This window comes from Streptomyces sp. NPDC006798, from assembly GCF_040635975.1.
Lineage (GTDB): Bacteria > Actinomycetota > Actinomycetes > Streptomycetales > Streptomycetaceae > Streptomyces.
In genome coordinates, this window is sequence record NZ_JBEYIS010000026.1 from 1 (window position 1) to 17,933 (window position 17,933).

A 17,933-nucleotide genomic window follows, 5' to 3' on the forward strand; every position below is an offset into this window, starting at 1 on the left:
GCGCCGCCAGGCGCAGGGGGCCGTAGGCGACCGACGACAACGCGGCGTGGGGGTACCTCCCGGGCCGCCGGGCCCAGGGGGAGCGGTGCCAGGGCACGCGAGCCCAGCAAGATCCGTCAGACACGCCCTAGCCCGCGTTCTCCTCGGCGAGGATGCTGAGGAGCACCTGGTCCAGTTCGGCGGCGAAGTCCCCGTGCGCCTGTTCCTGGCCGAGCGGAACGATCCGGTCCGTACGGTCGAGGAAGGCCACGATCGGCGCGGCGCTCACCTGGAACAGCGCCTCCTCGTCGCCGACCCTGAGCCGGATCGCGACATCGGCCAGTTCACCGGGGCCGACCGGGGCGATGTGCACATCGCCGTCACCGCTCGGCCCGACGATCCCGTCGAGCAGCAGATCCCGGCCGAAGGCCCAGCTCACCGGCGCGTCCCCGGGCAGATGGAAGGTCATTCGCACGGCATAGGGATCCGCGGGTACGTACCGAAGCTCCACCGGAATCCGGAACGACAGCTCCTCGGAGACAAGGAAACTCATCAGTACCTCGGCCTGGACCGACTCGTGCATCGTGTACCCCGCAGTGACGGAAGCCCGGATAGGGCCTGTTGGCGGCCTTCTTGGTGAAGCCCGGCGATACGGAACAGGAAGGATTCCCCTGATCCACTCCTCATAATCGTGCGGTACGTCACCGAAGAGTTACAAGGAGTGATTTCTTCAGATGCTGATAGAGATGGCGAGGGCACCGAGCAGTCCGCCCGCCCCCGTCCGGAGCAGCTCGATCGCCGGAAGTAATCGTTCCTCCTGATCGAGCGGGAGGGATATCGCCATCGTCGCCGCCGTGACGGGCCCGAGACCGCCGGACCCGCCGGACCCGCCGGACCCACTGAGGCCGCTGAGGCCACCCGGGGCGAGCGGTACGGGTACGGCGGCGCAGACCGTGCCGAGCGCGTACTCCTGCCGTTCCACCACGGGTTCGCCGCTCCCCCGGGCCGCGAGCCGGGCGAGCAGCCCGGCCCGGTCGCGTACCGAGTACGGCGTCAGGGCCGTGACGGGATGGCGGTCGAGATGGTCGTGGAGCGCGGCGGGCCCGAGGCGGCCGAGCAGACACTGGCCGATGGCATGGGCGTGGCCGGTCTCGCGGAACGCCGCCCACTCGCCGACGGCCGGGGCGTACGGGGAGTCGGAGACGGCGACGATCCGGATCTCGCCCTCGCGGTAGACCGCACAGTAGACGGGGACGCCGATCGCGTTCCGCCAGTGGTCGAGGAAGGTCGTCAGCCGGGCGATCCGGGAGCCCCCGGCGGCGGCGCCGCAGGTCGCCCCGGGGCCTCCACCGCCGAGCCGGCCGAGGGCGTCCCCGAGGACGAACACCCCTCGTTCCCGGCGCAGATAGCCCTCGTGGACCAGGGTCCTCAGCAGGTGGTACGCGGTGGGCAGCGGGATCGCCGCGGCTCTGGCCAGCACCTTCGCGGGTGCGCCCGCGGGATGCCCGGCGGCGGCCTCCAGCAGCCTGAGGGCCCGTCGTACCGAGCCGATCAAGGTGGGGGAGCCGGTGGGCGCCCCGGTACCGCCTTCGTTCGTCGTGGCCATGGATCACCCCCGGGCAAGGTGGCGGGGCGGCGCCCGTCCGCGGGGGCCGTCCCCGTGCGATCACCCGCCGCGGCACTCCGGATCCTCCGGCCCCGTCCGGTCTCCCCGGTCCGTGCGGCCGTCGCCCGACATCCCCCCGATGCCCCCCGACGGCCCACCGGCCGTCTCCCGAGCGGGATCCGGACAGGTTCCGACGGTGACGCCGAGCGCCCCGAAGGGGGGCGCTCATACGCGTACGAAAGGGCGCACAGGGGGTGGTGAATCCGCGTACCCAGCGGCGGACTGCCACTGTAATGGCCATTCAACCGTCTGTGACCGGGTAGGGCCCCGGGTTCCCCCGGCCGGGTTAACGGTCCGGCCCCCACCTGATCACAGACGGTTACCAGTCGCCGCGGGAGCTCGACGACCCCTTGAACTTTCTGACCACGAACGCCAGCGCGCAGACGAGGGCGACCAGCGCCAGCACCTTGAACAGGAGACCGATCAGGACCCCGACGACATTGGCGATCAGTCCGCCGAAGACCAGCAGCACCAGCACCGGTGCGACGATCCACTTCACCCACCACGGCAGCCTGGTGGCGATCTTCCCTATGGCCATCGGTACTACCCCGTCTCTCCCACAGAGCCTTCTTCGTCTTCCGCGCTCCGCCGCGCGTTCCGGGACGGCTGCCCGGCTTTCCCGCCTCCGATGCTAAGCGGGCGGGCCGCGCGGCGGGGGGCTTCGGGCCCTCGGTCTCCCCTGACCGTCCCCCTAAGGTCCCGCGCCCCCGGTCTCCGCTTCCGGGTGGAGACCCGGGCGGGACAAGACGGGGCAGGGGCGGGGGCTCAGCTCTCGGGGGGCGAGAAGACCACCATGACCCGCAGGTCCTCGGTGATGTGGTGGAACTTGTGCGGCACCCCGGCCGGTACGTAGACGACACTGCCCCGGCCCACCGGGGTCGTCTCGGTGCCGACGGTGATCGCGGCCCGGCCGCTGACCACGAAGTACACCTCGTCCTGGCTGTGCGGCTGCTGGGGGTCGAGCGCCCCGGCGTCGAGGGCGTACAGACCGACCGACATATTCCGCTCCCGCAGGAACTGGAGGTACGCGCCGTCGTTGGCGGCGCGCTCCGCCTCCAGTTCGTCCAGCCGGAATGCCTTCATCGTGTGCCGCCCCTGCCCGTCGTCCCGGTCACGTCTGTCCCGATCACGTCCGCCTCGATCGCAGCTGTCCCGATCGCGGCTGTCCCGATCACGTCCGCCTCGATCGCAGCTGTCCCGATCGCGGCTGTCCCGATCATGTCTGTCACGATCAGACACAGGAAGATTTTCCCAGTCAAGGGGCCCGGTCGGGGCCGGTGGACGTGAGGAGGGCCGGGGCGTGACCGCGGACATCGGAGACGGGACGAGGGCGGTACGAGCGGGGCTGCCCGAGCCGGTGAAGTACGAACCGACCCTGCCGGGCCCGGCCTTCGCCGCCCATTTCCATCTGCCGGGCGAGCCGACGGGGCCGTACACCTACGGACGGGACTCCAACCCCTCCTGGACCCTGCTGGAACGGGCCATCGGCGAGCTGGAGGCGCCCGGCGAGGACGTCGGCACCACGGTCTTCGCCTCGGGCATGGCGGCGGTCTCGGCCGTACTGTTCTCCCGGCTGCGCGCCGGTGACGCGGTGGTCCTGCCCAGCGACGGCTATCAGGCGCTGCCGCTGGTCCGCGACCAGCTGGAGGCGTACGGCATCGAGGTGCGCACCGCGCCGACGGCGGGCGACGCCCAGCTCTCCGTACTGGAGGGGGCGAAGCTGCTCTGGATCGAATGCCCCTCCAACCCCGGGCTCGACGTCTGCGACATCCGGCGGCTGGTGCGGATCGCCCACGCCCGGGGTGCCCTGGTCGCCGTCGACAACACCCTGTCGACCCCGCTCGCGCAACGACCGCTGGCCCTGGGCGCCGACTACTCGGTGGCCAGTGACACCAAGGGCATGACCGGCCACGGCGATCTGCTGCTGGGCCATGTGACCTGCCGGGACAGCGCGCTGACGGCGGACGTACGGCGCTGGCGGAAGATCGTCGGCGCGATTCCGGGGCCGATGGAGAGCTGGCTGGCCCATCGGTCGCTGGCCACCCTCCATCTGCGGATCGACCGGCAGTGCGCCAACGCGCTGGCCCTCGCCCGGGCGCTCGCCGAGCGGGCCGATGTGACCGGACTGCGCTATCCCGGACTGCCGACGGATCCGGCGTATCCGCTGGCCAACCGGCAGATGCGGCGGTTCGGCGGGGTGGTCTCGTTCGTCCTGCCCGACCGGGAGCACGCCGAGCGCTTCCTCGACGCCCTGCGGCTGGTGGACGACGCGACCAGCTTCGGCGGCGTCCGGTCGTCGGCGGAACGGCGCGGGCGCTGGGGCGGGGACGCGGTCCCGGAGGGCTTCATCCGGCTCTCGGCGGGCGCCGAGGACACCGAGGACCTGGTGGCGGACGTCCTGCGGTCCCTCGACGAGGCGGCCGAGCGCGACTGAGCCGACGGCGTACGGCCCGTGGACCGGTCACGGCCGCGGGCCGTCTCCCTCCCGTACGCCCCGGCCACGGGCCGGCCGGGCGGACGGCCCGCCCGGCATCCGGCCGGCACCGGACCGGTTTCGGTCCGATCGGACGGCCCGAGCCTCCCCCCTCGTGGCTCGGGCCGTCCCGGTTCTTCCCCTGAGAACCGCGCCCACAAGGCTAGTTGACTCTGCGTCAGTGTCCAATCACAGTAGCGACAGCAACCTATCGACTTATTTATAGTTGTCCGATCCGCTGACATTCGATCGGCCGGGGAGGCGCTCGCATGGACCTGGCCCTGCTGCGGACGTTCGTCACGGTGCACCGGGCCGGCTCCTTCACCAGGGCCGCGGCCCTGCTGGGGCTCTCCCAGCCCGCGGTGACCGGTCAGATACGGACCCTGGAACGGCAACTGGGCAAGCCCCTCTTCCTCCGGCAGGCCCGGGGCGTCACCCCGACCAGCGTCGGCGACGAGCTGGCCCACCGGGCCGCGCCGCATCTGGACGCCCTGGTGGAGATCGCCGAAACCGGGCTCGACGAGGAGGCGGGCGTACGGACCCTGCATCTGGTGGGGCCACCGGAGTTCATCTCCCTGCGGGCCCTGCCCGCCCTCACCCCGCTGCTCTCCCAGGGGCTGGCGCTGCGGGCCGCGTTCGGCAAGGCCGAGGAATCCCTGGACGGACTGGGCGCCGGGCACCACGATCTGGCCATCACCACGGCCCGGCCGCGCGGCGGACTCTTCACCGCGATTCCCCTCTGCGACGAGGAACACGTCCTGGTCGCCTCGCCCCGCTGGGCCGCCCGGCTGGGGCCCGACGTCCTGCGCGGCGGCCAGGTCCGGCTGGAGCAGCTGCCGGTGGTCGAGGTCCATGAGTCGCTGCCGCTGGTCTCCCGGTACTGGTCCACCGTCTTCGAATCCCCGCCCGCCGCCGCGGGTACCGTCATCGCGCCCGATCTGCGGGCCGTACTGGAGACCGCCGCCGCGGGCGCCGGGCTCGCCGTACTGCCGCGCTACCTCTGCGAGGAGGCGCTGGAGCGGGGGCGGCTGGTGCCCCTGCTGGATCCGCCGGTGCCCCCGCTGCGTACCTACTTCCTGGTGGTCCGGGCCGGAACTCTGGCGCTGCCGCATATCGCCCGCGCCCACGAGTGGCTGATCCGGGCCGCCGCCGACTGGTGAACCCCGCCTCCGGGACGGCCGCTGCCGGGCCGGGGAGTTTCAGAGTCCGCCGGACGGGCCATGGTCCAGACATGACCGAACGTCCCGTGGTCAAGCGCACCGCACGTGCCGTCCTGCTCGACGGCGACGATCTGATCCTGATCAAGCGCACCCGGCCCGGAGTGGATCCGTACTGGCTGACGCCCGGCGGCGGGGTCGAGCCCGGGGACGCCAGCGTCGTCGATGCGCTCCACCGCGAGGTGGACGAGGAGTTGGGCGCCCAGATCACCGATGTGGTGCCCTGCTTCGTCGACACCGTGGAGCACATCGGCGGCGACGGCACCACCGGGGTGACCGGGGTGAAGGTCCAGCACTTCTTCGTCTGCCGGCTGGTGGCCATGGATCCGGCCCGGCGGCACGGCCCGGAGATGGACGAACCCCAGGGGGAGTACGAGATCGTCCGGGTGCCGTTCAGCCGGATGGGCATCGCCGGGGTCCATCTGGTCCCCCTCTCCCTGCGGCACTATCTCGACGGCAATATCGAAGGCGTCCGCGCTCTGCACTCCCCGGACCTCGGCTGACACTCCCCGGACCGGACCGGTACTGACCGGCCCCGGGCCGGTACTCCCCCGCGCCGACCGGCCCCGGGCTCCGCTGCGCCCGTACGCGTAGGGCGGGTTACTCCCGCCGTGGGACGCCCGGCGGCGGCCCGCCCGGCACGGTGTTTCACGTGAAACCACTCAGCCGACGGGTCCGCCGGACCTTCCTCGTCATCCATATCGTCACCGCCGCGGCCTGGCTCGGGCTCACCCTCGGACTGCTCGCCCTGGCGGTCACCGCCGTGACCGCGGCTCCGGTCCCGGCCGGTCCCACCGCCCCCGGAGAGCCGATCGAGGCGGCGGTCAGGTCGATGCGGGTCTTCACGGAGTGGCTGGTCCTTCCGCTCGCCCTGCTGACCCTGGGCAGCGGGCTGGTCCTGGCCCTGGGAACGCCCTGGGGGCTGGCCCGTCATCGCTGGGTGCTCACCAAGTTTCTGCTGACCCTCGCCACGGTCACCGCCACCGCCCTCGCCCTGCGGCCCGGGATCGCGGAGGCGGCGGATACCGTGGCCGCCGGAGCCGTACCACCGGCCGGTGAGCTGCTGGGCGGGCCGGTCGTCTCCTTCTGCGCCTATCTGCTGATGACGGTCGTCTCCGTGCTGAAGCCCTGGGGACCGACCCGGCGCGGCCGTCGGTTGCGGGCCGAGATCAGTTCCCGGAAAGCACTGGACGAGCGATCATCACGGCGTACAGTCTGACGTCTATGTCGACAGCCCTCCTCGAACCGCCCATCCGCCGACTCACCCGGGCCGATCTGAGGCACTGCGCCGACCTCGCCCAGAACCGGGGCTGGGCCCGGGCCGAGGGCGTATGGGGGCTGCTGCTGGCCGCGGGGACGGGGTACGGGATCGACGCCCCGGAGGGGGAGGGCCTGGCCGCCTGCTGTGTACTCACCCCGTACGGCTCCGGTCTCGCCGCCGTCGGAAAGCTGCTGGTCGCCGGGGAGTACGGCCGCCGGGGCCTGGGCCGACGGCTGATGGCACAGATCATGGCGGCGGCGGGGGAGACCCCGCTGGTGCTGTACGCCACCCCTCAGGGCCGGCCGATCTATCAGGAGCTTGGCTTTGTGGAGACCGGTCGTACCGAACGGCTCCGGGGCACGCTCGACGGGGCGGCCGACACCTCGGCGGCCGGGGTACTGACCCGGCGGGCCACCGCCGAGGACATTCCGGCGATCGTCCGGCTGGACGCCGCCGTCTTCGGCGTCGACCGGACCCATCTGATCACCCGGCTGCCCGCGACGGCCGACCGGCTCTGGGTGGCCGAGGACGGTGGCGAGATCACCGGCTGTGCGGCGGGCTGGAGCTCATCGGACGCCTACGGCATCGGCCCGCTCACGGCCCGGGACACCGCTACCGCCAGGGCGCTGCTGGTCACGGTCGCCCGGAGCGTCGAAGGTCCCGTACTGCTCAGTGTCCACGGTGAGCAGAAGGACCTGCTGGACTGGGCCGTCGAGCACGGGATGACGCCTGTCTCCGGCACCTCGGAGATGATCTACGGCATCGGTGAGCTGCCCGGTGACCGGCGACGCGCCTTCGCCCCGCTCTCCCTCGCCACCGGCTGATACCCCGGCGCGCCCGACATCCGACGACCGACGTTCAGCGGTCGGCGCCGGGCCCGGCCGCGCCCTTTGGCGGGCCCTTGGTGGCGCCCTTCAGCGGCACCCCTCCGGAGAAACAATTGCAGGCGCGGGATATTGCAACTGACGGCTGTCGATTACGCTGGATATCCGTCGCTCCGGCGCCCAGGACTCGGACGCGATCCGCAGGAGGAAGCCATGACCGCGACCGATCCCGCCCTCACCGGGCTCGCCCAGAGCTGGTGCGCCCTCTCGCTGCTGCACGGAAAGATCGAGACGCGGGTGGAGCGGGCCCTGCAGAGCGGCCATGGACTGAGCGTCCGCGAGTACTCCCTGCTGGATGTCCTCAGCCGACAGCACAGCGGCCCCGGCGGCCATCTCCAGATGAAGCAGGTCGCCGATGCCGTGGTCCTCAGCCAGAGCGCGACGACCCGGCTGGTGACCCGGCTGGAGGACCGGGGGCTGCTGACCCGGTATCTCTGCGACACCGACCGCCGGGGGATCTATACCGATGTCACGGAGGACGGGCTGGCTCTGCTCACGGAGGCCCGTCCCACCCATGACGCCGCCTTGCGGGAGGCGTTCGACGAGGCGGCCGGGAACCCCGTCCTCGCACCGCTGGTCCGGACGGTCGAACAGCTGAACAGCTGAGGCCCGTCGTACAGCCCCGGACCGCCCGGCCGTGGGTCGCCGTTTCACGTGAAACAACGACCCACCGCGGGTGCGAGCGGCCCTCCGCCGACGCCCGTGGTCCGGGCGATATCAGGGCGTCCCCCGCCAGCCGCCGGGGTCGACTCCGCCCGGGACGCCCGCGTCGGGCTCGTAGGGCTCCCGGGTGAAGACGAAGGACCCGAGGTCGAGATGGCGGACCGAGCCGTCCTCCCGATGGACCACCCGAAGCGTCTCCCCCGCGTAATAGCCGTTCAGACCGGTCCAGCTGCCGTCCGCCCCGGCCCGGAAGCGGGCACCCCGGCCCGGCCCCTCGAACGGTTCGAGCGACAGCCCGCGATCGGGGAGCAGCCGTACGACATGCGCCCGGGGGCCCCAGTACCAGGTCCCGGTGAGCGCCAGCAGCTCCGGATCCACCTCGGTCAGCGGTCGCCAGGCCGGCGGGATCCCCGGCTCGGCATCGGCCACGGTCCCCAGCAGCCGGGCCGCGACCAGCCAGGGCTGCGGCCCGGCGGTGGCATTGGCCACCGTCGCCGCCGCCAGCCCGTCCGCCGGGCTGACCCAGAGGGCGGCGAGATAGCCCGGCAGGGATCCGGCATGTCCGACCAGGGTCCGGCCCCCGCCGTTCACCAGCTGGACGCCGAGGCCGTAGCCGCTCTCCCACTCCCCGGCCTCCGGCGGTGCCGCCGGGGTCGCCATCTCCCGTACGGTCGCCGCACTCAGTACCCGGTCGTCACCGGTGGCGAGGAACGCGCCGAACCGGCAGAGGTCGGCGGCGGTCGACCACAGCTGCCCGGCCGGGGCCATCAGTCCGAGGTCCTCGACGGGTTCGGGGAGCAGCGCGTCGGCATGGGGATGGACCGCCCAGCCCTCCGCGTACGGTGCCATCGGCCCCACACTCGTCCGGTCGAGCCCCAGCGGTTCGAGGATCTCGGCTTTCAGGACGTCCGCCCAGCTCCGGCCGCGTACCGCCGCGACCAGGGAGCCGAGCACGGTATAGCCGGGGTTGGAGTAGTGGAAGCGGCGGCCGACGGGGTGGCGGAACGGATCGTCGCCGAGCACCTCCGCCAGGCCCGGCCGGAGTGCGGCGGGGGTCCGTTCCCACCAGGGGCCGGGGGTCTCGGCCGCCAGTCCGGCCGTATGGGCGAGCAGTTGACCGACCGTCGCCTCGCCCAGCTCCGTATCGGGCAGATGCCTCGCCACCGGGTCACCGAGGTCGAGCAGCCCTTCGTCCCGTAGCCGCAGCACCAGAACGGCCGTGAAGGTCTTGGTGATCGAGCCGATGCGGTACTGGGTGTCGGCGGCCGGGCCGCCGTCGGCCCCGGCGGGCCGGGTGGCGCTCCAGACGACGTCCCCGTCGCGGGCCACGGCGGCGGAGAGCGAGGGCGCCCGGCCCTCGGACTGCGCCACGGCGATGGTACGCAGCAAGGTCCTTTCGGTGGTCGGCAGCAGGGGTTCCGCCGCCGAGGTCGCAGAGGCCGGAGAGGTCGGAGATGAGGAGATCATGGCTACAAGGTCTACCTCAGACCGCCCGTCGCACGGCACCGGGAAAACCCCGGGGCGCCCCCGGTCCGCTCCCGCCACACGCCGGCCGGGCTTCCTCCGCCACCGCCCGGGTGCCGATTTCCTGATGCGCCCCCGGCCTCGGCCGTGCTACGTCATAGACATGAGCGATCTCGTGACCGAGCGGCTGCTCCTCCACCCCTTCACGCCCGAGGAGGCGGAGCTGCTCGCCGAAGGCGCCACGCCCTCCGGCGCGTTGTGGGCACCCGGCTATCCGATGGACGACGACCGGGCGGCGGCCCGCCGCTTCCTCACCACGCACACCCGGGCGGCCCCCGGCTCCCCGCACCCCGGGGCCTTCGAGATACGGCTCAGGTCCGGCGGGCAGGCCATCGGCGGAGTCGACTTCCACGGGCCCGCCGACGGGAACGGCGATGTCACGGTCGGCTACGGACTGATCCCCTCGGCCCGGGGCCGCGGCTACGCCTCCGAGGCGCTGCGGGCCGCCCTCGCCCATGCCAGGTCCCTCGGGATCAGCCGGGTCAAGGGCGATGCCGACCATGCCAATATCGCCTCCCAGAAGGTGATGGCGGCGGTCGGGATGCGGCTGGTCGGTGAGGACCACCGGGTGCGCTACTACGAGACGTTCTGGAGCTGAGATGGGATCCGCGGCCGGCTTCTCGCTCTCCTGGGCGGCGCTCCGCGCGGCGGTCGCCGAACTGCGCGAGGAGGACTTCGTCCGCCCGTCGGGTTGTACGGGGTGGCTCGTCCGGGATCTGGTCTGCCATCTGGTGATCGACGCCCAGGACGTACTGATCACCCTGGTGACCCCGGCGGACACCGGCCCGACCCGGGACGCGGCGACGTACTGGCAGGTCGGCCGGACCCCGCCGACCGGTGACGATCCGCTCGACGCGCTCACCGTCCGGCTGGCCGCCGCTTACGGCGATCCGGCGCTGCTGACCTTCCATCTGGACGATGTGGGCTCGGCCGCGGGCCGCGCCGCCGAACTCGCGGACCCGGCGCTGCCGGTCGCCACCCGGGGCCAGGTCCTCACCGCGGGCGACTACCTCACCGCCTACGTCCTGGAGTGGACCCTGCACCATCTGGATCTGACGGCCCACCTCCCCGAAGCGGCGGGTCCCTCGGCCGAGGGCCTGGCCCGGGCCCGGGCGCTGCTGGAGCGGATCACGGGTACGCCGTTCCCGGCGGCGCTCCCCGACCGCGACGTCCTGCTGATCGGCACCGGCCGCCGCGCCCCGACGCGCGCCGAACGGTCCTTGCTGGGCGGCGAGCTGACGGCCCGGATCCCGTTCGTCCTCGGCTGAGCCGCCGTCACCGGCCCTACGGGCAGCCCGGGCCCGCGCCCGTACCGTCCGGTGGGTCTTCGGCGCCGGACCGTACGGGTGCCACTCGCCGGAGCCGGGTCCAGCCGGACCAGCCGCGCTCGTGGAGCAGTTCGACCAGCCGACGGGCCGGGGGAGCGTCGGCGAAGGCCAGCGCGTCCATCAACTCGGCCACCTGCGGTTCGATATCGGCGACGCCGACATACGCGTCGCCCCGGTCGTCGGCCGTCCGGGTCAGGTAGTCGGCCAGTTCGTCCGCCAGCTCGACCAGGCACGGATCGTCGTCGGCGCGGTCGAGGGCCCGGCCCAGGGTCAGATAGAAGCCGCGTACCCGGGGGTCGTCGAGCTGGTCCCGTTTCCGGGCCGCCAGCTCCGGGATCCGCTCCGGTACCCGGGCGGCCAGCGGGATCCAGCCGTCGCGCTCCACCCGGACGATCCGTTCGTCGACCCCGAGCGCCCGCAGCCGGTCGAGGAAGCCGACGACCTCGGGCGGCAGGGTCAGCCGGTCCCCGGCGGCGAGCCGGGCGATCCGCTCCCGGTGCCGCCGCCGGGCCCGGATCTCGGCCCTCAGCCGGCGGTCGATATCGGCGATCGCCGCGGCGAACTCCGGTTCGCCGGCCGACAGCAGCTCCCGTACCCGGGCCAGGGGCACCCCGGCCTCGGCCAGGGTCCGGATCCTGATCAGTTCGACCACGGCCCCGGCGCCGTACCTCCGATAGCCGGAATGGTCCCGCTCCGGCTCCGGCAGCAGCCCTTTGGCGTGGTAGTGCCGCACGGTGCGTACGGTCACCCCCGCGTACGACGCCAGCTCGCCGATGGTCAGCATGCGATCAGTCTCCCCTCACGAGCCGGAGCCGCGGCAGGTGCGAGACCGGTTCAGCGGGCGGCCCGGGTCCGGTAGAGGCGCCGGGACCAGAGGTAGCCGATTCCGCCGATCACCGAGCACCAGAACAGCGACAGCAGAATGTCCCGGCCGTCAGGTGATCCGGCCAGCAGCCCCCGGAAGGCGTCCATGACGGGGGTGAACGGCTGGTGTTCGGCGAAGGTCCGCAGGCCGGCGGGCATCGAGTCCACCGGGACGAACCCGCTGCCCACGAACGGCAGCAGAACGAAGACCATCGGCAGATTGCTCGCCGTCTCCGGATCGGGGGCGGCCAGTCCCAGCGCCACGGTGAACCAGGTCAGCGCCAGGGAGAGCAGTACGAGCAGGGCCACCAGACCGATCCACTGCGCGGCCGTGGCGGCGGTCCGCAGACCGAGCGACAAGGCCACCCCGACGACCACGGCGAGGGCGTGCGCGGTCTGGATCATCGCCCCGAGCACATGGCCGGTGAGGACCGAGCCCCTGGTGATGTCCATCGTGCGGAACCGGTCGATGATCCCGTCGGTCATGTCGTTGGCGACCAGGACCGCCGTACCGATGGAGACGCTGGCGACCGTCATCGTCAGGATCCCGGGGGTGATGTACGTCAGATAGTCGCCGCGGTCCCCCGCCGGGGCGTCGCCCGCCGGGGCGCCCGGCAGTCCGGCGCCCATGGTGGTGCCGAAGACGTAGACGAAGAGCAGCAGGAAGAGCAGCGGCTGCCCGATCAGCATCACGGTCATCGACGGGTAGCGGACCATATGCCGCAGATTGCGGCGGAGCATGGTCGCCGAGTCCCGTACGGCATGGCCGACGGTGCTCATCCGGACACCTCCCCGGTGTCGGCGGTGTCCCCGGCGGCCCGGCCCGGTGGTCCGGCGGCGGTCCGTGCGGTGTCCCCGGTGAGGGCGAGGAAGACGTCGTCGAGGTCCGGGGTGCGGACCGCGAGCCCGGTGACCGCGTCGTCGTCGAGGCCGTCCAGCAGCCGTCGCAGCTCGGCGACCCCGCCGTCGTACGGCAGGGTCACGGTGAGCGCCGCCGGGTCGGTCACCGCCCCCGGCCGTCGGCGCGCCAGCTCCGCCGCCCGCCCGGCGTCGGCGGCCCGCAACTCGACCCGGCCGCCCGGGACCAGCCCCTTCAGCTCGGCCGGTGTGCCCTCGGCGACCAGTGCGCCGCCGTCGATTACCCCGATCCGGTCGGCGAGCCGGTCGGCCTCCTCCAGATACTGGGTGGTCAGAAAGACGGTGCCGCCGTCCGCCACCAGTTCGCGTACGACGTCCCACAACTCGCGGCGGCTGCGCGGATCGAGACCGGTCGTCGGCTCGTCGAGGAAGACCAGCCCCGGCCCCGGCACCAGGGTCATCGCCAGATCCAGCCGCCTTCGCATCCCGCCGGAGTAGGTCGCCGCGCGCCGGTCGGCGGCCCCGGTCAGCCCGAACCGCTTCAGCAGCCGGTCGACCAGGGCCCGGGCGCGCGGCCGGGCGAGGCGGGCGAGATCGGCCATCAGCCGCAGATTCTCCCGCCCGGTCAGTACCCCGTCGACGGCGGAGAACTGGCCGGTCACCCCGATGGAGGCGCGGACCCGGCCCGCGTCGCGGCGGATGTCGTACCCGGCGATCCGGGCCGCACCGGCGTCCGGCGGAAGGAGGGTGGTCAGGATCCGTACCGTGGTGGTCTTGCCCGCGCCATTGGGTCCGAGCAGGGCGTAGACGGTGCCCGCCGGGACGGTCAGATCGAGTCCGGCGATCACCACGTGGCCGCCGTACGCCTTGCGCAACCCGCTGACCTCGATCGCACTGGTTGTGGTCGTCATGGCGACCATGCTGGAAGGCTGCCCCTGCGTCAGGGTCAACCGCGTCCCGCCCCGAAGCCCGGTCCGGCCGGACCCGCCGGGTCACGCCTGCTCGTTCTCCCGCTCCGCCTTCTTCTCCCGCTCCTCCTCGGCACGGCGGTCCATGAACCGGAGGGCCTGGGCGTGGGCGCTCAGGCGCAGGCTCACCTGGCCGCTGGTGAAGAGGGCCACGCCGATGACCGAGACCGGTACGGAGAGGCCGCGTACGGCCAGCGCCTCGGGCCAGTCGCGCTCATCGGCGCAGAAGTCGCCCCGGCGCACCCCGTCGTCGGCGGTGCCCCGGTCGGTGGTGAGTCGCGATGCGCACCCGGCCGGGTACTTGTCGCCGGGCTCCCGCCCGACGTCGTACGGCGTCAGCAGGAGGACGGCGCACCAGCCCCGGAGCAGCGCCGCCACGGCCAGCAGCCCGGTCCCCCAGGTACGTATCCGGACCGCCTTGTCCCGGAACTCCGGGTCGTAGTCGTGTGATCGCCTGGTGGATGAATCCAGCGCGCGTGTTCGGGGTGGCTCCCCCGGGTTTCCGGTGGAGCCACCCCGTGGGCGGCGCGGGCCGTCAGGCGGCCTTGGAGAGGGTCGACCTGTCCGTCGCCCGGGGCGCCGGGACGGCGGTGGCCGGTGCGGTGCTCGCGTCCCGGCCCTCGTGGCGCGGCCAGAGGAGGAGGGCGGCGACCGCTCCCGTCCCGGCGAGGACCGCGAGTACGGACCAGGTGACGGTGAATCCGGCGCTCGTACCGAGCCATCCCGCGACGGGGTAGGTGATCAGCCAGGCCAGGTGCGAGAGGGAGAACTGCGCCGCGAACGCCTCGGGGATCGCGTTCCGGGCGACGGAGGCCCGCAGGACCTTGCCGGTCGGGGTGATGACCAGGGCCATCCCGATCCCGATCACGGTCCAGACGATCGCCGTCGCGGTCCAGTTCGCGACCCCGGCCGCGCTCAGTGTCACCGCCGCGGCCGTACCGCCGACGAGGACTCCGGCGCCGGTGGTCATCACGGTCCTGGCGGCGACCCGGTCGAGGATCCGGGGCAGGACGAGGGCGGCCAGCAGGGTTCCGGTGCCGGAGGCGGCGAGCGTCCAGGCGACGTCCGACTGGGAGCCGCCGAGCTCGTCCCGGACGTAGTTGACGGTGTTGACGACGACGATCGAACCGGCCGCCGCGACCACCAGGTTGAGGGCCATCACTCCGCGCAGCCGCGGTGTCCTGACGAAGGTCCTGATCCCGGCCGCGGCCTTGTCCCACGCCTTGGTGTGGGCGCTGGGGCGGGCGTCGGGGATCCGGGTCGACAGAACGAGCAGGGCGGAGACCAGGAATCCGGCGGAGGTGCCGAGGAACAGCCAGTCGAAGCTCATGAACGTCAGGGCGACGGCGGCCAGTACCGGGCTGAGCAGGCTCTCCATGGTGGAGGCGACCTGCGAGGCGGAGAGGGCCCGGGTGTAGTCGGCCTCGTCGGTGACGATGTCGGGGATGACGGCCTGGAACGTCGGGGTGAACGCCGCGGACGACGCCTGGAGCAGGCCGATCAGTACGTAGATGTGCCAGACCTCGGTGACCAGCGGCAGGGCCAGTACGACCGCGCCCCGGACGACGTCGAGGAGGAAGAGGAAGGTCCTTCTGGGGAGCCGGTCGACATACGCGGCGGCCAGTGGGGCGATGACCACGTACATGACCATCTTCACGGTCAGGGCGGTCCCGAGGACCACTCCGGCGCGCGGGCCGGCCAGATCGTAGGCGAGGAGTCCGAGGGCGACGGTGGCGAGCCCGGTCCCGAAGAGGGCGATGACCTGGGCGCCGAAGAGATGGCGGTAGTCGCGGACGGCGAACAAGCTCATGGCGGATTCCGATTTCTCACGTGTCCCTGCGGCGGGGCACGGCCACGGGGAGGCGGTGGCCGTGCCCCGCGGGGACAGACGGGGTTGTCTCTACGCATCGGGGTCGCTCCCCGGGGTGAGTCCGGCAAGCAGGTTGAAGGAGCCGGTGAGGACGTTGAGCGCGACGATGCCGACGACATCGGCTATCGCCCGGTCGCTGTAGCCGTACTCACGCAGCGCGCCGACCTGTTCGTCGGTGATCGAGGTGGGCTCGCGGTGGATCCGGAGGGCGAGGGCGATGATCACGGCGATCGCGGGGTCGGCCGAGGTGCCCCGGCGGGCCCGCTCGATCTCCTCGTCGTCCACTCCTCTGGCGCGGGCGGCGCCGATATGGGCGTCCAGACAGAGTCCGCAGCCCTGGTGGGCCTGGACCGCGATCGAGATCCGCTCGCTGATCGCCCGGTCGAGTTTGGCGCGGCCCATGGCCCGGCTGAGCTGGAGGTATCCGCCGAGTACGGCTGGTGAGTTGGCCATGGTGGCGACCATGTCACCGGGTCGGCCGTGCCGGGCTTCCAGGTCGGCGAGGAGGTCGCGGGAGGCGCCGACCGCGGTATCGGACGTGAGTCGGTTCAGACGGGGCACGGCGCTTCTCCTTCCGGTACGGGGGACATCCCGCTCATGGTGGTCTTCGGCTTCGGTGTCATGACCGTCAGTGGTGGCCGTGGTGGCCGTGGTGACCGCCGTGCTCGTCCGCGGCCTGCGGGGCCTCGGCGGCGACGGCGGTACGTACCGTGAACTCGGCCGTCCGGACCACGCCTTCGTGCTGGAAGTCGAGGAAGAGGCGGTACGCGCCGGCGGTCGGCGCGGTCGCCATGAAGGAGATCCCGGGCCCCGGCGCGGTGACCCCGTCACCGGGCTCGCCGTCCGGGTGGACATGGAGGTAGCCCAGGTCGCCGACGCGCAGCGCCACCAGGTGGCCGTACGCGGCCAGATAGGGCTCCAGGTCGGTGACGGGCCGCCCGTTCCGGCTGACGGTGAGGGTCAGATCGCCCGCCGCACCGGGCAGGAGGTCGCCGTCGAGGGCCACGGTGTACTCGCCGATGACCGCGGTACGGCTCACCTCGGGCAGCGGCCGGGGCTCGTACGATCCGGCGACCGCGGCGTCGATCCCCAGCGTCAGGGTCGCGTTGTGGCCGGTCGGGTGGATATCGGCGAAGAACCGCCAGTCGCCGGGCGTCAGATCCAGCTCGACGCTCCAGGTGCCCTCGCCGTCTCGCACCGGGTGTACGTGCTGGAATCCGGCCGTGTCCCGCCGGACGGCGATGAAGTGCAGTTCCTTCTCGTGCTCGGGGGTGAACTCGGTGACCACTCGGCCGTCGGGGCCGGTCACCCGGAAGGTCACCGGTTGGACACCGGCGGTGAGGACCGTGGAGTCGAGCTCGATGGTGTACCCGTCCTCGGAGACCGAAAGGCCACCGGGGCGGCCCCCGCCGTGAGCGCCGTGGCCCTCATGAGCGCCGTGGCCACCGTGCGAACCGTGGGCGGTGTGAGCGCCGTGGCCCGCGTGGCCGGTGTGCTGGTGTCCGGAGTGGTTCGTCATGGCTGCTTCTCCCTGGCTCTTCCGCGCCTTCCGGTGCGGTCCGTTCGGTTCAACAATCCGAACTGTATACCCCCGGGGGGTATGCCGTCCAGGGGATTCGCCACCGAGTCCCATCGAAGTGATCAACCGCCGGAGCCCATCCGGAGCCCATCCGGGCCCCGCCCCGCTCCCGGCCCCGGGCCCGTACAGCCGGGCGGGCGGCCTTACGGGCGGGTGGGCGGGCGGCCGTACGGACGGCGCGCGATCGGCCCGCCCCAAGCCTTGATCACCGCCGGAACGGTTGCTTGGCTGGGGGCCATGACCGATCTCGGAGCCGTCGCCTGGCCACCCGCCCCGATCAGGACCGGGCGGCTCGTCCTCCGCGAACCCGAGGCCGGGGACCGTGCCGCGACCATCGAACTGCTGGCCTCGCCCGAGGTCGGCGCCTATCTCGGCGGCCCCCGGCCGCGTACCGAACTCGAACGCGACACACCCGGCACCCCCGCCCGCCGCTCCGGCCTCTTCGTCGTCGCGCTCGACGGCGCGATGATCGGCCGGGTCATGCTCACCAAGGACACCGGCCACCTCCCGCAGGCCGCCGGACGCGCCGAGCTGGGCTATCTCTTCCTGCCCGGGGCATGGGGCCGGGGCTACGCCGCCGAGGCGTGCGCGGCGGCCCTCGGCTGGTTCGCCGGAGCCCTCCCCGGCGAGGAGGTCGTCCTCGCCACCCAGACCGCCAACCTCCGCTCGATGCGCCTTGCCGCGCGGCTGGGGTTCACCGAGGCGGAACGGTTCCGCGCCTATGACGCCGACCAGTGGTTCGGTGTCTGGTCCCCGGCGCCGACGGCCGCGCCGCCCACGGCCGCGCCGGGCGGCTGAG

The 17,933-nt window shown here is 72.7% G+C and carries 22 protein-coding genes; 9 read left to right on the plus strand and 13 right to left on the minus strand.

The genetic code is table 11. The annotated features are described in order from the left end of the window. Positions 1-127: 127 nt before the first annotated feature. The 5 genes from ABZ714_RS19070 to ABZ714_RS19090 form a co-directional block, all read right to left on the minus strand. Complete coding sequence (locus ABZ714_RS19070) at positions 128-562, minus strand: SsgA family sporulation/cell division regulator (protein ID WP_358826420.1); 435 nt, start codon at positions 560-562, stop codon at positions 128-130. Between the two features lie 147 nt (positions 563-709). Next, a complete protein-coding gene (locus ABZ714_RS19075; RefSeq protein ID WP_358826421.1) occupies positions 710-1,585 on the minus strand; it encodes a helix-turn-helix domain-containing protein in 876 nt (291 codons plus the stop codon). A gap of 379 nt (positions 1,586-1,964) precedes the next feature. Further along, complete coding sequence (locus ABZ714_RS19080; RefSeq protein ID WP_358826422.1) at positions 1,965-2,183, minus strand: DUF5326 family protein; 219 nt, start codon at positions 2,181-2,183, stop codon at positions 1,965-1,967. A gap of 227 nt (positions 2,184-2,410) precedes the next feature. Further along, entirely contained in the window at positions 2,411-2,728 is a 318-nt protein-coding gene (locus ABZ714_RS19085; protein WP_358826423.1) for a cupin domain-containing protein, read from the minus strand. Beyond that, the gene (locus tag ABZ714_RS19090; RefSeq protein ID WP_358826424.1) at positions 2,725-2,865 is read right to left on the minus strand and encodes a hypothetical protein; all 141 of its coding nucleotides are present in this window, start codon (positions 2,863-2,865) and stop codon (positions 2,725-2,727) included. Before ABZ714_RS19090 ends, ABZ714_RS19085 begins: the two co-directional genes overlap by 4 nt. Before the next feature lie 80 nt (positions 2,866-2,945). Between ABZ714_RS19090 and ABZ714_RS19095 the strand changes: the two genes are divergently transcribed. The 6 genes from ABZ714_RS19095 to ABZ714_RS19120 all read left to right on the plus strand — a co-directional run bounded on the left by ABZ714_RS19095 (position 2,946) and on the right by ABZ714_RS19120 (position 8,086). After that, positions 2,946-4,079: a cystathionine gamma-lyase gene (locus ABZ714_RS19095; RefSeq protein ID WP_358826425.1), complete on the plus strand. Its 1,134-nt coding sequence runs from the start codon at positions 2,946-2,948 to the stop codon at positions 4,077-4,079. A gap of 308 nt (positions 4,080-4,387) precedes the next feature. Next, entirely contained in the window at positions 4,388-5,278 is an 891-nt protein-coding gene (locus ABZ714_RS19100; protein WP_358826426.1) for a LysR family transcriptional regulator, read from the plus strand. A 71-nt stretch (positions 5,279-5,349) separates the two neighbouring features. Beyond that, positions 5,350-5,838: an NUDIX hydrolase gene (locus ABZ714_RS19105; protein WP_358826427.1), complete on the plus strand. Its 489-nt coding sequence runs from the start codon at positions 5,350-5,352 to the stop codon at positions 5,836-5,838. A 149-nt stretch (positions 5,839-5,987) separates the two neighbouring features. Then, positions 5,988-6,554 (plus strand): DUF2269 domain-containing protein, encoded by a 567-nt coding sequence (locus ABZ714_RS19110; RefSeq protein WP_358826428.1) that lies wholly within the window; start codon positions 5,988-5,990, stop codon positions 6,552-6,554. A 5-nt stretch (positions 6,555-6,559) separates the two neighbouring features. After that, on the plus strand, positions 6,560-7,420 hold the full coding sequence (locus tag ABZ714_RS19115; protein WP_358826429.1) for a GNAT family N-acetyltransferase: 861 nt from the start codon (positions 6,560-6,562) through the stop codon (positions 7,418-7,420). Positions 7,421-7,633: 213 nt separating this feature from the next. Next, the gene (locus tag ABZ714_RS19120; protein WP_358826430.1) at positions 7,634-8,086 is read left to right on the plus strand and encodes a MarR family transcriptional regulator; all 453 of its coding nucleotides are present in this window, start codon (positions 7,634-7,636) and stop codon (positions 8,084-8,086) included. Positions 8,087-8,197: 111 nt separating this feature from the next. On the opposite strand, the gene ABZ714_RS19125 is transcribed toward ABZ714_RS19120, so the two are convergent. Then, positions 8,198-9,610 carry a serine hydrolase domain-containing protein gene (locus tag ABZ714_RS19125; RefSeq protein ID WP_358826431.1) on the minus strand — a complete coding sequence of 471 codons (1,413 nt, stop codon included), beginning with the start codon at positions 9,608-9,610 and terminating at the stop codon, positions 8,198-8,200. 160 nt (positions 9,611-9,770) lie between these two features. On the opposite strand from ABZ714_RS19125, the gene ABZ714_RS19130 reads away from it, so the two are divergent. Together ABZ714_RS19130 and ABZ714_RS19135 are read left to right on the plus strand one after the other, a co-directional pair. Further along, the gene (locus tag ABZ714_RS19130; protein ID WP_358826432.1) at positions 9,771-10,265 is read left to right on the plus strand and encodes a GNAT family N-acetyltransferase; all 495 of its coding nucleotides are present in this window, start codon (positions 9,771-9,773) and stop codon (positions 10,263-10,265) included. Between the two features lies 1 nt (position 10,266). Continuing rightward, a complete protein-coding gene (locus ABZ714_RS19135) occupies positions 10,267-10,935 on the plus strand; it encodes a maleylpyruvate isomerase N-terminal domain-containing protein (protein ID WP_358826433.1) in 669 nt (222 codons plus the stop codon). 16 nt (positions 10,936-10,951) lie between these two features. Here ABZ714_RS19135 and ABZ714_RS19140 read toward each other — a convergent pair whose 3' ends face one another. From ABZ714_RS19140 to ABZ714_RS19170, 7 genes are all read right to left on the minus strand, one after another. Continuing rightward, positions 10,952-11,779 carry a MerR family transcriptional regulator gene (locus tag ABZ714_RS19140; protein ID WP_358826434.1) on the minus strand — a complete coding sequence of 276 codons (828 nt, stop codon included), beginning with the start codon at positions 11,777-11,779 and terminating at the stop codon, positions 10,952-10,954. Between the two features lie 50 nt (positions 11,780-11,829). Then, on the minus strand, positions 11,830-12,639 hold the full coding sequence (locus ABZ714_RS19145; protein WP_358826435.1) for an ABC transporter permease: 810 nt from the start codon (positions 12,637-12,639) through the stop codon (positions 11,830-11,832). Then, positions 12,636-13,628, minus strand: a complete 993-nt coding sequence (locus ABZ714_RS19150; protein WP_358826436.1) for an ATP-binding cassette domain-containing protein — start codon at positions 13,626-13,628, stop codon at positions 12,636-12,638. The genes ABZ714_RS19145 and ABZ714_RS19150 overlap by 4 nt, the downstream gene beginning before the upstream one ends. Positions 13,629-13,709: 81 nt before the next feature. Continuing rightward, the gene (locus ABZ714_RS19155; protein WP_358826437.1) at positions 13,710-14,063 is read right to left on the minus strand and encodes a hypothetical protein; all 354 of its coding nucleotides are present in this window, start codon (positions 14,061-14,063) and stop codon (positions 13,710-13,712) included. A gap of 157 nt (positions 14,064-14,220) precedes the next feature. Continuing rightward, entirely contained in the window at positions 14,221-15,495 is a 1,275-nt protein-coding gene (locus tag ABZ714_RS19160) for an MFS transporter (protein WP_358826438.1), read from the minus strand. Positions 15,496-15,585: 90 nt separating this feature from the next. After that, a complete protein-coding gene (locus ABZ714_RS19165; protein ID WP_358826439.1) occupies positions 15,586-16,116 on the minus strand; it encodes a carboxymuconolactone decarboxylase family protein in 531 nt (176 codons plus the stop codon). 67 nt (positions 16,117-16,183) lie between these two features. Further along, positions 16,184-17,074 carry a hypothetical protein gene (locus ABZ714_RS19170; protein ID WP_358826440.1) on the minus strand — a complete coding sequence of 297 codons (891 nt, stop codon included), beginning with the start codon at positions 17,072-17,074 and terminating at the stop codon, positions 16,184-16,186. Between the two features lie 297 nt (positions 17,075-17,371). Between ABZ714_RS19170 and ABZ714_RS19175 the strand changes: the two genes are divergently transcribed. Further along, positions 17,372-17,932, plus strand: coding sequence for a GNAT family N-acetyltransferase (locus ABZ714_RS19175; protein WP_358826441.1), 561 nt, complete (start codon positions 17,372-17,374; stop codon positions 17,930-17,932). Position 17,933 lies beyond the last annotated feature (1 nt).

What these genes read in the sequence shown, in the direction of transcription:
- ABZ714_RS19070 (WP_358826420.1), bottom strand. Translation starts at nt 562, where the DNA reads ATGCACGAGTCGGTCCAGGCCGAGGTACTGATGAGTTTCCTTGTCTCC.
- ABZ714_RS19075 (WP_358826421.1), bottom strand. Translation starts at nt 1,585, where the DNA reads ATGGCCACGACGAACGAAGGCGGTACCGGGGCGCCCACCGGCTCCCCC.
- ABZ714_RS19080 (WP_358826422.1), bottom strand. Translation starts at nt 2,183, where the DNA reads ATGGCCATAGGGAAGATCGCCACCAGGCTGCCGTGGTGGGTGAAGTGG.
- ABZ714_RS19085 (WP_358826423.1), bottom strand. Translation starts at nt 2,728, where the DNA reads ATGAAGGCATTCCGGCTGGACGAACTGGAGGCGGAGCGCGCCGCCAAC.
- ABZ714_RS19090 (WP_358826424.1), bottom strand. Translation starts at nt 2,865, where the DNA reads ATGATCGGGACAGCCGCGATCGGGACAGCTGCGATCGAGGCGGACGTG.
- ABZ714_RS19100 (WP_358826426.1), top strand. Translation starts at nt 4,388, where the DNA reads ATGGACCTGGCCCTGCTGCGGACGTTCGTCACGGTGCACCGGGCCGGC.
- ABZ714_RS19105 (WP_358826427.1), top strand. Translation starts at nt 5,350, where the DNA reads ATGACCGAACGTCCCGTGGTCAAGCGCACCGCACGTGCCGTCCTGCTC.
- ABZ714_RS19115 (WP_358826429.1), top strand. Translation starts at nt 6,560, where the DNA reads ATGTCGACAGCCCTCCTCGAACCGCCCATCCGCCGACTCACCCGGGCC.
- ABZ714_RS19120 (WP_358826430.1), top strand. Translation starts at nt 7,634, where the DNA reads ATGACCGCGACCGATCCCGCCCTCACCGGGCTCGCCCAGAGCTGGTGC.
- ABZ714_RS19125 (WP_358826431.1), bottom strand. Translation starts at nt 9,610, where the DNA reads ATGATCTCCTCATCTCCGACCTCTCCGGCCTCTGCGACCTCGGCGGCG.
- ABZ714_RS19130 (WP_358826432.1), top strand. Translation starts at nt 9,771, where the DNA reads ATGAGCGATCTCGTGACCGAGCGGCTGCTCCTCCACCCCTTCACGCCC.
- ABZ714_RS19135 (WP_358826433.1), top strand. Translation starts at nt 10,267, where the DNA reads ATGGGATCCGCGGCCGGCTTCTCGCTCTCCTGGGCGGCGCTCCGCGCG.
- ABZ714_RS19140 (WP_358826434.1), bottom strand. Translation starts at nt 11,779, where the DNA reads ATGCTGACCATCGGCGAGCTGGCGTCGTACGCGGGGGTGACCGTACGC.
- ABZ714_RS19145 (WP_358826435.1), bottom strand. Translation starts at nt 12,639, where the DNA reads ATGAGCACCGTCGGCCATGCCGTACGGGACTCGGCGACCATGCTCCGC.
- ABZ714_RS19150 (WP_358826436.1), bottom strand. Translation starts at nt 13,628, where the DNA reads ATGACGACCACAACCAGTGCGATCGAGGTCAGCGGGTTGCGCAAGGCG.
- ABZ714_RS19160 (WP_358826438.1), bottom strand. Translation starts at nt 15,495, where the DNA reads ATGAGCTTGTTCGCCGTCCGCGACTACCGCCATCTCTTCGGCGCCCAG.
- ABZ714_RS19170 (WP_358826440.1), bottom strand. Translation starts at nt 17,074, where the DNA reads ATGACGAACCACTCCGGACACCAGCACACCGGCCACGCGGGCCACGGC.
- ABZ714_RS19175 (WP_358826441.1), top strand. Translation starts at nt 17,372, where the DNA reads ATGACCGATCTCGGAGCCGTCGCCTGGCCACCCGCCCCGATCAGGACC.